Genomic DNA, 13,284 nt, shown 5'->3' with positions numbered 1-13,284 from the left:
AACTTTCTGGTCAAAATGTAGATATTAATAATGAGGAGTTAGTCATTGAAAATGCAGAAGATATAAATATTTCTAAGATTTTAGCAATTTTAAGTTTGCCTATTAAACAATTGAACAGTTAAATTTTTTGATTCATCTATTGGTTTAGGGTAAGCATTCAGCTATCATGATGGGGTTTTAATGAATATAGACTGTTTCAGCCATATTTTATAGTTCAGTAGGGCTTGCTGATTAAATATCATGCGCATTGACTGATATTGGTTTCAGCTTTTTTTTGCCTTTAAAAAGTGCAAGCTTTTTAGACCGAGAGGAGTCAAGGGAGTAGGGAGTAGGGAGTAGTGGGAAATAATTGATGATTTCTGTACGATACTTGATTTTATTCTTTATTATTAGACATTTCCAAAAATCAAAAAGAAAATCAATTCTTATCCATCCATCTCCGCGTCCCCGTGTCTCCGTGTCCCCGTGTCCTACCCACCAAACAATTTATTCAGCTGTGTTAAATGATGATCAGGATATTGTGTTACAGAATAGTTGAGCAAAATTATAATAAATTGATATTGATATTTTTAACTGTTCCGAAACATTAATTATGATGAATACTCAAAACAATAACCTATCTGTTAAATGATGATCAGGATATTGTGTTACAGAATAGTTGAGCAAAATTATAATAAATTGATATTGATATTTTTAACTGTTCCGAAACATTAATTATGATGAATACTCAAAACAATAACCTATTTACTCAAGAAGAACAAAGACTAGAAGCAGACCTCAACCATGAAGCATACTGGAGACGTTGGGGGCCATACTTGAGTGAGAGACAGTGGGGAACAGTACGAGAAGACTATAGCGAAGATGGTTCCGCTTGGGATTATTTCTCCCATGAACAATCTCTTTCTCGTGCTTATCGATGGGGAGAAGACGGTATTTGTGGTATTTCAGATAATCATCAACGACTGTGTTTTGCGATCGCTCTCTGGAATGGGGAAGACCCTATTATCAAGGAACGACTTTTTGGTTTAACTGGAAGTCAAGGAAATCATGGGGAAGATGTTAAAGAATATTATTTTTACTTAGATAATACCCCCAGTCATAGTTACATGAAGGCACTTTATAAATATCCTCAAAGTGCTTATCCTTATGCTGACTTAGTAGCAGAAAATCAACAGCGCGACCGCAAATCTTCAGAATACGAATTACTCGACACAGGAATATTTGCAGAAAATCGTTATTTTGATGTTTTGGTCGAATACGCTAAAGCAACAACAGAAGATATTTTAATTAAAATTACAGTAAATAATCGAGGTTCAGAAACTAAGACGTTACACTTATTACCCACTCTTTGGTTTAGAAATACTTGGTCTTGGGATAATCAATCAAAAAAACCTCTCCTCAAAAAAATTAATCCTGGTCTCATTGAAACAGACCACCCAACTTTAGGAAAAAGGTGGTTTTATTTTCCTCAGACAATGGAACTATTTTTCACAGAAAATGAAACTAATAAACAAACTTTATTTGGAGAAAAAAATGATTCTCCTTATACCAAAGACGGCATCAATAACTATCTAATTAATGGACAAAAGAATGCCATTAATCCAGAGATGTATGGAACTAAATTTTCTCCACATTATCGTCTAGAACTAGAACCAGGTGAAACTAAAATTGTTAAATTGAGACTTGCTAACTCCCCAGAAATTAAACAGCCTTTAGACACAGAATTTGAAGAAACTTTTCAAACCAGAATTCAAGAAGCAAATGAATTTTATCAGCGTCTTTCCCCTTGTAAAATGAAGGATGAATGGCGTAATATTCAGCGTCAAGCCTTTGCCGGACTACTTTGGACAAAACAATATTATCATTATATTGTCGAAGAATGGCTAAAAGGCGACCCTACCCAACCGCCAGTATCAGAAAACCGTAAACATATTAGAAATTATGGGTGGGTTCATCTATTTAATGACGATATAATTTCCATGCCTGATAAGTGGGAATATCCTTGGTATGCTGTTTGGGATTTAGCATTTCATGCCGTACCTTTAGCAATAGTTGACCCTGATTTTGCTAAACGTCAATTAGACCTAATAACCAGAGAATGGTTTATGCATCCCAACGGTCAATTACCAGCTTATGAATGGAATTTTAGTGATGTAAATCCTCCCGTTCATGCTTGGGCAACTTGGCGAGTTTATCAAATAGAAAAAGAACTTTATGGTCGTAGCGATCGCAAGTTTCTCGAAAGAGTATTTCAAAAACTTTTACTCAATTTTACTTGGTGGGTAAATCAGAAGGATGTTGAGGGAAATAATGTGTTTGAAGGAGGTTTTTTAGGCTTAGATAATATTGGAGTATTTGACCGGAGTTCAGAGTTACCAACCGGAGGTCATATTGAACAATCAGACGGTACAAGTTGGATGGCAATGTACTGTCTAGATATGTTAACTATTGCTCTGGAACTTGCCAAAGAAAATGAAGTATACGAAGATATTGCTTCTAAATTTTTCGAGCATTTTCTCTACATAGTTGATGCCATGAATCATTTAGGTTCAGATGGGACTCAACTCTGGGATGAAACTGATAATTTTTATTATGATGTTCTCCACCAACCAGATAAAGAAGATATACATATAAAAATCCGTTCAATAGTAGGATTAATTCCATTATTTGCTGTGGCAATTATTGACTCAGAAACTTTACAACAATTACCTAAATTCCAGAAACGGGTAAAATGGTTTATGGCAAATAGGATAGACCTTAGCGCCAATATTGCTTGTATGGAAGCTTGCGGTATTGACTCAGAACGTTTATTAGCAATTGTTAGTCCCGAACGCCTACGAATAATCCTCGAAAAAATGTTAGATGAAAATGAATTTTTCAGCGATTATGGTATTCGTTCCTTATCTCATTTCCATGCCGAAAATCCCTATATTTTTAATGCGAATGGAGAAGAATATAGAGTTGATTATGAACCTGCCGAATCTACCAGTCAAATGTTTGGAGGAAATTCTAATTGGCGGGGTCCAATCTGGTTTCCAATTAATTATTTAATGATAGAATCTCTGCAAAGATTTCATAATTATTTAGGTGAAGATTTTCGAGTGGAATGTCCGACAGGTTCAGGTCGGATGATGAATTTATGGGAAGTATCATTAGAAATTGAAGCCAGACTAATTAAAATTTTCCTCAAGGATGAAAATGGAAAATCTCCGGTTTATGGTGACACAGAAATATTCCAAAATGACCCCCACTGGCAAGATTTAATTTTGTTTTATGAATATTTTCACGGCGATAATGGTGCTGGTTTAGGGGCGAGTCATCAGACTGGTTGGACTGGTTTAGTAGCAAAGTTGATTCAGCAACGGAGCGAATATGTCTGTGAAATTTAGTTTTGGTTATGATAGACATCTCCAGAAAAGAGGCAACAGAGAACAGGGAACAGGGAACAGGGAACCCACTCCTCGCCCCTCCCCCTCCCAGGAGGGGAATAATTGATAATTTCTGGATAATAATTGATTTTATTTTTAATTTTTGGAGATGTCTATTAAAATCCCAAGCGCATTTATCAAAATCATAAGGGTTGCGCAATCCCGCCTTTTAAGGCGCAATATTTTGGAGAGTTGCTCAAATCCCCTACTTCCCCTCCTGCTCCCCTCCTGGGAGGGGTTAGGGGTGGGTTAACTTCTGACTTCTAACTTCTGACTTCGTTAAGCAACGCCATTTTTTTTGATATGTATAAAGAAAAAGTTGATTTAATTCGATAACAAATTATCGAAAGGTAAAATTATTTTGGTATCAAATTATTAACAATATATATGGTCAGTCAACAAACAATTAATATTGTCAAATCTACCGCACCAGTGCTGAAAAAACAGGGAAAACAAATTACTACTCGGATGTATGAAATAATGTTTGAAAATCATCCTGAAATCAAATCCCAGTTTAATATGTCTGCTCAAGCTGATGGATCTCAACCTGCAAAGTTAGCTACTGCAGTTTATAGTTATGCTGCTCATATTGATAATTTGGCTGGTCTAAAATCAATGGTTGAAAAAATTGCTCACCGCCATGTGCAAACTCATGTACTACCGGAACAATATCCAGTGGTGGGAGAATGTATGTTGCAAGCTATGCAGGATGTTTTGGGAGAGGCAGCTACGCCAGAAGTTATATCTGCTTGGACAGAAGCTTATCAGGCGTTGGCAGAAGTTTTTATTCACCGAGAGCATGAAATTTATGAAGAGGAAGGTGTTTCCTGATTTCAATTTTTGGCGTTGCTGATTCTGGGTATGATTTGATAATTTTGTATTTGGGATTTTTTATTTTGGATGGTTTGAACTACTTGTTAATATTAACTTTTCCCTGTTCCCAGTTAAGTGTTCCCTATAAACCTACTTTCATATCTTAATTCAGCAATGCCCAATTTTTTGAGTTAAAAAGACGGGGGAAATATTGAGTTTAATAGTTGCGGGGGAACGTAGTGGGGTTGGTAAAACAACTGTTACGTTGGCTTTACTGTCTTATTTAAAGTGGCAAAATTTGCAGGTGCAATCATTTAAGGTGGGACCTGATTATATTGACCCGATGTTTCATCAGTATGTCACGGGTAAGTCTTGTCGGAATTTAGACCCGGTGTTGACTTCCGAGGTTTATGTGCAGCAATGTTTTGCACGAAATATTCAAGATGTTGATTTTGCTTTGGTTGAGGGGGTGATGGGTTTATTTGATGGGGTAAGTTTTGCTCCCCCCTGTCCACCCTTTTTAAGGGGGGTAGAAGATGAAAGTGGTAGGTGTTTTCCTGATTTTGCTTCTACTGCTCATATTTCTCGGTTGCTGAATGTACCTGTATTATTGGTGCTTGACTGTAGTCGGTTATCAGGTTCTGTGGCAGCGATCGCTCATGGTTTAATTTCTTTTGACTCTAATATTAATTTTGCTGGTTTGATACTCAACCGGGTCGGGAGCGATCGCCATTTACAGTTACTTCAAAATTCCCTTAAATTTATAAATTTACCTGTACTTGGGGTACTACGACGACATCAAAATATTACTATTCCTGACCGACATTTAGGTTTACTTCCTACTGATGAAATGCCAGATTTAGATAATTTAATTAATGACTTAGCTGACTTAGCAAAAAGTTGTTTTGATTGGGAGAAATTACTACCACTTTTAAAAATTCATAATGAGGGGTCTCAGCACTTTTTATCTAGCCAAGTTCTCCCTAACAATAGAATACATTTTCCACTATCAAATGTCAAGAATATTGAGAAAAAAAAGTCGCAATTTTTGATAGGAGTAGCTCGCGATCGCGCATTTAATTTCTATTACCAAGATAACCTAGATATTCTGGAAGAATTAGGAGCAAAAATAGTATTTTGGAGTCCGCTAAAGGATGAAAATTTACCTGCGGGAGTAAAAGGTTTATATTTTGGTGGTGGATTTCCAGAAGTTTTTGCTCAACAGTTAAGCGAAAATATTTTAATGAGAAAAGCTGTTCAGAAAGCAATTATTTCTGGAATGCCAACTTATGCTGAATGTGGTGGGTTAATGTATTTATCTCAGGCAATTATTGACTTTAATAGTAAGTCTTGGGAGATGGTAGGAATTTTACCAACTACGGCAGTAATGGGTAAAAATTTAAAGTTAGGATATCGGCAAGCAATTACTAATATAGATACTCCTTTATTAGCAGCAAATACACAAGTTTATGGACATGAATTTCATCGTTCTGAATTAACTGCAGCACCCCCAATACCTCTATACAAAATGTGGCGAATTGATGAGGATAAAAATCGGAGCAAAGCAACTGTTGAAGGTTGGAAATTTTATCAACTTCATGCTTCCTATCTTCATATTCATTGGGGGAGTAGAGTAGATATTCCTCAGCGATTTCTCAATCATTTAATTAGGGTTTGCTGATTAAATATAAAAGCATTGACATATAAGTTTGACATTCCTAGATAACTTGAATTATCCTTAAAAAGTAAATTTATGAGGACTTACGCAAATTAACCTTAAAAACGCCATATGTAGGGGCAAATGGTATTGGCTAGCGCCAAACTCCGCTAAGGCCATCACTGGATTTAGTGTCCCTGCGTAAGTCCTGTTTATTATACTAATCAAGGTTAAATAAATGAATGATATTGAGGATGAAAACTTTGATAATTCCAATCTGGATTTTTCCCAAATGTTCGTCTTTGGGGATAGTCTTTCAGATACAGGAAATTTTTTTAGTATCCTAGAAGGACAAATTCCAGAAAACCCCCTATCTTTTGAGGGCAGACTTTCTAACGGACCTGTTTGGGTAGATTCTCTAGCATCATCCTTAGACTTAGAAATAAATCCTATAGCTTTTTCCACTGGTGTTGTCTTTCCAGATGGAGCCAACTATGCTGTAGCTGGAGCGCAGAGTGGAAACCAAAACAATGTTAATGGTCTGCCAGGTTTAGAACAACAGGCGTTGCACAGTGACGAATGATTTGATATTTTTGATTGAATTGGATTGTGGATTAATCAATTGCTAGAATGATTAATTAATGGTTATTTTTAGTCAAAATCTAAACCAATTTTTGGCAATATCATTCCATAATGTGCAACCCCGAACAACAACTTGAGAGTTTTATCGATCCTCTATTAGCAACAAATCAGTCTGCTAACTCTGATGCACTATATATTATTTGGGTGGGTTCCAATGATTATCTTGTAGAGCCTATATCTCAATTAGGCATAGTACCGCCACCGGAGGAACCAGCTAATACAGATACAACTGTTAATAATATCACCAATGGTATTGAAGCTTTATATGATGTAGGCGCTCGCAACTTCCTGGTCCCTAACTTATCATCATCATTAGAACTCACACCTGTAGGTGCATTGGTAGATACATCTACATCTGAGGAATTTAATAATTTAGCTAATGATATCATGTCCATTTATATCGTTTGTGTAAACCCAAGGGTGAATATCTACAGGAAATGATGGTTTTTTCTTGCGAGGGTAGCCTTCTTCCCTCTTCCCTCTTTCTTCTTCCTTCTTCCTTCTTCCTTCTTCCTTACCTTTGCTATACAAGACCGATGCTACCGGACATGATATGAGCATAATCAAAAACTGGAGTCAAAGATCGCTGAGTTAGAGCAATCTTTGTCTGGAGCTACTATTACCTTATTCAATTTTAACCCTATTTTAGATGGGTTCGTTGATAATCCCGCTCAGTTTGGTTTTACCAATGTAACAGATATATGGTCAGATAACGTTTTGGCTGTTTGCCCAGATGCCTTTTTAGGAGAAGATGGTTCAGTAGAATCCTGTGATGTTGATGTTCCTGATCCAGATGAATACATATTCTGGGATATAATTCATCCTACAGAAGCAGCTCATCAGTTCATAGCAAATGAAGCTCTAGATACTCTGGAAATTGAATATAGTATTGAAGTACACCCAGGAATTACAGTTAATTCTACAGAGGATCTCAACACCTCTGAAACAGGAGATACTGTCGAATTTACCGTTGTTCTCGATAGCCAACCTACCGCCGACGTTACCATTGCCATTAGCAGTTCCGACGAAACCGAAGGCACAGTTGATACTGACAGTCTCACCTTTACTTCAGAAAATTGGGACGAACCCCAAACCGTTACTGTGACAGGAGTAACCGACAACGAAATCGACGGGAACATCGACTATACTATTGAACTAGCAGCCGCTGAAAGTGAGGATGATAACTACAATGGCATCGATCCAGATGATGTAGAGATTTCTAATATTGATGACGGCGATATAGTTCCTGGTCTCAACCTAGAAGGTACTAATGATAACGATATTCTCAATGGTGACTTGGGCAACGACAGATTAAGTGGACTAGGAGGTAACGACACCCTTAATGGTAACAACGGCAACGATAGTCTCCTGGGTGGAAAGGATGACGACCGTTTGAATGGTGGGGATGGCGATGATGTTCTTAATGGTGGTTTGGGTAACGACTTTATACTTGGTGGGGATGGCAATGACCTTTTGATTGGCCGTCCTGGTTTCGATCATCTCCTTGGGGGTAATGGTAATGATATTATAGAAGGTGGTACTGGTCGCGATCGCCTAAATGGCGGTAGTGGAAACGACATTTTAACTGGTGGAGCAAGTATAGACCGCTTTATTTTTGCCACTAATGCGGAGTTTACTGCTGAAGATTTAGGAATAGATCGAATTACAGATTTTGTTCCCGGACAAGACTTGATTCTCCTAGACCAAAGAACTTTCACTGCACTTACCAGTATTGAAACAGAGTTTGAGGAAGTTAGCAGTAATCAAGAAGCGGCCACTGCTAATGCTTTGATTGTGTACAACACTGGTAACGGAAACTTATTCTACAACCAAAATGGCAGTGAAGCAGGATTTGGTAGTGGTGGCAGATTTGCTAGACTGCTCAATGAAGCATCTGTGAGTGCTGATGATTTCTTGCTCAGAGCTTAAGGAAGTCAGAACTCAGAAGTCAGAACTCAGAAGTCAACCCACCCCTAACCCCTCCCAGGAGCGGAAGTAGGGGATTTGAGCAACTATCCAAAAATATTGCGCCTTAAAAGGTGGGGTTGCGCGACCCATATTATTTTGATAAAGACAGCAGATTCCTTGCATAAGAAGTACAGAGATTAACAAGGAAATGAATTCAAGTGCGGGCATCTTGCCCGCCATGAATGTATCTCACTAAAGTGGAATATGCTGTATGTTTACTTCTCTGTACAGACGTTGGATGCAATGTCCCTATCTACTTCCCCTCCTGGGAGCAGTAGGGGTGGGTCTCCTACTCAAGATACGGGTTGAAAAGTTTTTGAGAAATGGTATAATCTCTCCTTCGACTGCTATACTCCTCACTTTCTACTTTTTTTGGTAAAATAATCACTGTTTAATATTAATATTCAGCTTGAGAAATAAAATGACAGTATCTGTGGAATTTATTGAAGGATTGAATGAGAAAATTACAGAAGTTAGTCTGAGAAAACGTCGTAACTCTGACACAAAAATAGTTGTACTAATGTTTGACCGTCTTCAAGCTACGGAAAGTTTTCGTTCCTTCACTAATAAAATAAATAAATTATGGTTGAAAGACGAGGAAGGAAATATTGAAGTTGCTCCTAGTGGGATTAAATTTTTGTCTGCTGATGAAAGTGATTTTTCTCAAGTAGAATGTTCTTTTGAAGTAGAATCAGAGGAAAATTTTGAGAGAGTCATGCGATTTTTACACCGTTATGCTGAGGCGAATGGTTTTGAATTTAAGTCTAATTAAGTAACTTTGAAGAAGGAAGAAGGAAGAAGTAGATGGGGATAAGTCAACGACATGAATTGGCGTGTCTTATCATACCATTTATCAAAAACTTTTCTAGATTTTATTGATTAGGGGACTGGGAGAGTCGGGGAGTAGTAAACATAAGAGTAATTAACATTAACTTGGCTTAAATTAGTAAAAAAAATATTCGGCCTGTGTTAATTACTTAATAACTGAAGTTTTACTTAAGTATAGAATTAATGCATGGGAATTGGTCTGATAGCAAATAATTTGAAGTACCCCCTGTAAGGTGAGGTATTATACCATGTTCGGTAGAACAGTTATAATAGGACTTTGTAGTTTTGCTTGAGCAATAATACTAAGTATTGTAAGGGCTAAAGCCTAACTACAAACAAAAAATTTATTATAATATCATGTCCGGATAATTAGTTATAAAAAAACTTTCTCCTTCAACTCCAGTTGTTCTTCTTTATTACCTCTTTCCTCCTGACTCCTGACTCCTGACTCCTGACTCCTCCGTAGTTATTTATTTATCACTGTTTAACCGGACATGATATAAGTAATTATCCGAACATGATTAAACCCGCCATAGAAAAGATACAGTAGATTCGGTCGTATAAGAAGTACAGATATTAATGATTAAATGTTCCCAGTGTGGGCATCTTGCCCCCTATGTGTGTATCTCACGCCTGGTCAAATCTACTGTAAAAAAAACTTGTATAGCTAAATTTTATAAGAATCAAAAATGAGTAAATCAATAGTAGTTAAACAACTGTTTGCCCAAGAAATTACACCAGAGAATTTTCGACCTTTTGGACAAGTAATTTGGGCAACAGGAGATGATAAACAATATAACCAAGACGATGCTCAATTAAATTTAGAAAATGGTACGCCACGATTCTATATTATGCGGTTATTTGGAAAAGACCGAAAATTTACTAAAATTACTCGTCATATAAAATGTACTCAATGTTTGGGTTCCCTAGAAGCTAAGGAATGGTTAATGGCAGTTGCTCCACCTTGTGTAGAGAATGCACCAAAATTAGAAGATGTAGTTGCTTTTAAAATTCCCGGGAATTGTTTTATTAAATTAGAGGTGGGAACCTGGCACGCGGGACCATATTCAGATTATGAATTTGTAGATTTTTACAACTTAGAATTGAGTGATACAAATGAGGTAGATCATTTTACTCATAACTTTGCTAAAAGTCATAATTTAGAGTTGGAAATTATTTAAGATTATTCTCCTTTTATGAAACCCTTGTAGGGATATTTCATGGAGTGTTCCTAAATTCTCTTGCACAAGATATTTAAATAGGTTTATTTCGTGGACTATCTACAAGTTGTCGGCGACAGTATTGGGTATAATAATATAAACTATTGTCAATATTTACTCATAAGAAGAATTAAATAATATGAATCAATGTCCGATATGTCATACGAAATATACAGAAGAAAAAGTTAATTATTGCTCCACTTGTAATTGGGATTTTACTCCATATCCAATTAGATTCGGCAATTCCCGACAGCAAATTAAATAGGTGTCGATTGATGTTCAACATATTCCTTTAATTGCTCAATAGTTACACCTGGTGCAGCTAGCAACAAAATCAGAACCCTTCCACAGTACAGGTTTCTTGTAAAACCTGGCTAGGTAATCATAAAAGTCTCTCCTGATCAACCTACTAGAAACAGTTTTGAGATTTGCTATAAATTTGCTCAATTGAACTTTTGGGTTAAATGTGATTAATAAGTGTACATGGTCAACTTCACCATTAAACTCTACTAACTCACATTCCCACTTTTGACAGGTTTGATCAAATATTTTGTTCAATTGCTGTAGTATCTCAGAAGTAATTACTTTTTTTCGGTAGAAGAGTGACAAATACAATATGAGCAGTAAGAGAGTAAACAGACCTAAAACCTTTATTATAGTTACTTTACATGATATGGCAGTAAATGTAAAATCAAAATATGATAATTACTTATTGCTATAAAATCAAGCCCACTTCAGTTCAATTATCTCTGTTTTAGAAGCTCCCGTTATAATCTCCGATTTAACGGGAGAGAACTTCACTAACTTTTCCCAGTTAAAACCAGAGTCTTTTGTTCAGAAAGAGAAGGCTAAAATTTCTTGGGCAATGAAATCAATACTAAATTATGAAGTTGATAACACTAATTGGTCTAATTCTTGTTGCATTTTAGTTATAACTCGCTCATAACAAGCATCAACATAATCGCGATCACTAGCTGCCTCACGTCCATAACGCTCAAACACAATGGGAGGACAAACCCGAGTATTAATTTTTACTGGCAAAGGGAAATTAGGTAAAGGCCCAATAGCTAATCCCCAGGGTAATCCAATATAGATAGGAAACACTTCTGGATCGAGACTAAATAACCAAGGCAAACCCCATTCATGGAGCTGTTTCACTTGTTCATAAACATCTGCCAGCACTATTAAAGTATCGTGGGCACCATTAGAAATCATTGGCACAATAGGTACCTCTTCACGCAAAGCCAACTTAATAAAGCCTTTACGTCCAGCAAAATAGATTTTATCTCGCATAGAATGAGGACGGAAAACATCTGGGCCACCACCAGGATAAACAGCCACAGAGGCATTTCTTTGGAAAGCAGCGATCGCCATTTTCGGATGCGCTCTAACTGCTCCACATTGTACTGCTAAGGGAGTAGTAGGAAAAACTGACCAGGCATTCTGGTGCATAAGTCCATAAACCAAACGCTCTGTACCAAACCTTTTAAACCAGTCATACATACACATATGCATATCTGGAGCGGGTAAACCACCATTATGAGATCCAACGATCAGTATTTTTTCATCTCTAGGAATATGATGCCACCCATCGGTTTGAACTCGAAAATAATAACGATAAAACCATTCCCATAATGGCATCAAAGATTTAATTACTTCTGGATCACGGTCATCTAAAGACCAACCATCATAAGGTTGACGAGAGTTTTGCTTATTGACAGTAAACACTGGCATCTATGAATATGAATTTGTTATTTTACTCGTAATTCTCATAATTATATCTTAGAATTAGAGAGCATCTATAAAAAAAATGTTAAGGCAAGGAAATTAAGAACAAAAAGGTGAGAATTATAAATATGTAGTTGAGACTATGTAGGCTTTTATATTTGTATCTAAACAAATAAAATTCTTTTCTACGGAGGCTCTATGAAACCTCTCTATTGGTTTGATAATATTCCTCGATCAATTGGTATTATACCAATTCCTAAAAATAATGCTATTTTTATTGAAAACTTCAGTTATATGCTATTATCCCTGCAATTTAAAGATAGTATCTAAACCGGATTTAGTATAACTCCAGTTGATCAAAGGTTGATAATTTTTCTGATATCCAGTGTTATCTCTTTTCATAAATAAGCCATTTTACAGGATTTAGTTGATTGTGAAACCGTCTTTAACCATATTTTTAATTGGCATAATGCAAGTATTCAAAAGTTCGTAATTTCTCTACTTCATTTGTGCAAAATCCCTACTTTAATAATTTTGTACAGTTAAGACATTTTTCTCTAAGTAAATTTATCTAGAAACTGATATTTCGGTAATTTTTTGATGATATAGATCACTATTCAGTTTGTTATTTGTCACAGTTATATTTTTACGGAAAAGAGTTAATAGAAGTTGTATCTATAAGTATGGATTTTAATTTTATGAGTAATTTTATGAGATTAATCAAAATGAATAATAATACATCTAAAGAAGCACAACAAATTCCCAAAAGTTATAACAAAGAACAGATGAATGCAATAGCTAAAGCTATGATTGTCAGTTTTGCTTGGTCTTGGGCAGATTTATTGCAGGAAACTAAAAATAACAATACTATTGGTAATACTGCTTCATAACTAAATATTCTGTAGTGCAAGTATTTTTAGACATATGAATACAATATGTCAGAAACTAAAAAAAGCCAAATTAAATTAGTTTTGCTAAACCCACCTAATATTCTTTTTAG

The 13,284-nt window shown here is 36.1% G+C and carries 10 protein-coding genes and 1 pseudogene; 9 read left to right on the top strand and 2 right to left on the bottom strand.

The features are described from left to right. Nucleotides 1-716 precede the first annotated feature (716 nt). The 8 genes from F6K27_RS23780 (at nt 717) to F6K27_RS23740 (ending at nt 10,517) form a co-directional block, all read left to right on the top strand. Nucleotides 717-3,389 (top strand): glucosidase, encoded by a 2,673-nt coding sequence (locus tag F6K27_RS23780; RefSeq protein WP_287278637.1) that lies wholly within the window; start codon nt 717-719, stop codon nt 3,387-3,389. A gap of 426 nt (nt 3,390-3,815) precedes the next feature. Beyond that, nucleotides 3,816-4,259 carry a globin domain-containing protein gene (locus tag F6K27_RS23775; RefSeq protein ID WP_124147345.1) on the top strand — a complete coding sequence of 148 codons (444 nt, stop codon included), beginning with the start codon at nt 3,816-3,818 and terminating at the stop codon, nt 4,257-4,259. A gap of 193 nt (nt 4,260-4,452) precedes the next feature. After that, nucleotides 4,453-5,922 (top strand): cobyrinate a,c-diamide synthase, encoded by a 1,470-nt coding sequence (locus tag F6K27_RS23770; RefSeq protein WP_287278635.1) that lies wholly within the window; start codon nt 4,453-4,455, stop codon nt 5,920-5,922. A gap of 214 nt (nt 5,923-6,136) precedes the next feature. Next, nucleotides 6,137-6,481 carry an SGNH/GDSL hydrolase family protein gene (locus tag F6K27_RS23765; protein WP_287278633.1) on the top strand — a complete coding sequence of 115 codons (345 nt, stop codon included), beginning with the start codon at nt 6,137-6,139 and terminating at the stop codon, nt 6,479-6,481. A 110-nt stretch (nt 6,482-6,591) separates the two neighbouring features. Next, nucleotides 6,592-6,981, top strand: coding sequence for an SGNH/GDSL hydrolase family protein (locus F6K27_RS23760; RefSeq protein ID WP_287278632.1), 390 nt, complete (start codon nt 6,592-6,594; stop codon nt 6,979-6,981). A 162-nt stretch (nt 6,982-7,143) separates the two neighbouring features. Next, a complete protein-coding gene (locus F6K27_RS33965; protein WP_353736056.1) occupies nt 7,144-8,469 on the top strand; it encodes a hypothetical protein in 1,326 nt (441 codons plus the stop codon). Nucleotides 8,470-8,929: 460 nt separating this feature from the next. After that, nucleotides 8,930-9,280: a photosystem II reaction center protein Psb28 gene (gene psb28 / locus F6K27_RS23745; protein ID WP_124147349.1), complete on the top strand. Its 351-nt coding sequence runs from the start codon at nt 8,930-8,932 to the stop codon at nt 9,278-9,280. A gap of 745 nt (nt 9,281-10,025) precedes the next feature. Then, entirely contained in the window at nt 10,026-10,517 is a 492-nt protein-coding gene (locus F6K27_RS23740; RefSeq protein ID WP_124147350.1) for an ureidoglycolate lyase, read from the top strand. 296 nt (nt 10,518-10,813) lie between these two features. On the opposite strand, the pseudogene tnpA reads toward F6K27_RS23740, so the two are convergent. Together tnpA and F6K27_RS23730 are read right to left on the bottom strand one after the other, a co-directional pair. Next, nucleotides 10,814-11,172, bottom strand: a pseudogene (tnpA, locus tag F6K27_RS23735) (IS200/IS605 family transposase). Between the two features lie 266 nt (nt 11,173-11,438). After that, nucleotides 11,439-12,290: a lysophospholipid acyltransferase family protein gene (locus F6K27_RS23730; RefSeq protein ID WP_287278630.1), complete on the bottom strand. Its 852-nt coding sequence runs from the start codon at nt 12,288-12,290 to the stop codon at nt 11,439-11,441. Nucleotides 12,291-13,009: 719 nt separating this feature from the next. On the opposite strand from F6K27_RS23730, the gene F6K27_RS23725 reads away from it, so the two are divergent. Further along, a complete protein-coding gene (locus F6K27_RS23725) occupies nt 13,010-13,174 on the top strand; it encodes a hypothetical protein (protein WP_161564722.1) in 165 nt (54 codons plus the stop codon). Nucleotides 13,175-13,284 lie beyond the last annotated feature (110 nt).

The organism is Okeania sp. SIO2F5 (genome assembly GCF_010692685.1).
GTDB lineage: Bacteria > Cyanobacteriota > Cyanobacteriia > Cyanobacteriales > Microcoleaceae > Okeania > Okeania hirsuta.
Note: the sequence above shows the minus strand (reverse complement) of the source record. Positions and strands in the feature narration are given on the sequence as shown.

Bases quoted from the DNA above. Each gene is read 5' to 3' on its own strand.
- F6K27_RS23780 (WP_287278637.1), top strand. From the start codon at position 717: ATGATGAATACTCAAAACAATAACCTATTTACTCAAGAAGAACAAAGA.
- psb28 (WP_124147349.1), top strand. From the start codon at position 8,930: ATGACAGTATCTGTGGAATTTATTGAAGGATTGAATGAGAAAATTACA.
- F6K27_RS23725 (WP_161564722.1), top strand. From the start codon at position 13,010: ATGAATAATAATACATCTAAAGAAGCACAACAAATTCCCAAAAGTTAT.
- F6K27_RS23760 (WP_287278632.1), top strand. From the start codon at position 6,592: ATGTGCAACCCCGAACAACAACTTGAGAGTTTTATCGATCCTCTATTA.
- F6K27_RS23775 (WP_124147345.1), top strand. From the start codon at position 3,816: ATGGTCAGTCAACAAACAATTAATATTGTCAAATCTACCGCACCAGTG.
- F6K27_RS23765 (WP_287278633.1), top strand. From the start codon at position 6,137: ATGAATGATATTGAGGATGAAAACTTTGATAATTCCAATCTGGATTTT.
- F6K27_RS23740 (WP_124147350.1), top strand. From the start codon at position 10,026: ATGAGTAAATCAATAGTAGTTAAACAACTGTTTGCCCAAGAAATTACA.
- F6K27_RS23730 (WP_287278630.1), bottom strand. From the start codon at position 12,290: ATGCCAGTGTTTACTGTCAATAAGCAAAACTCTCGTCAACCTTATGAT.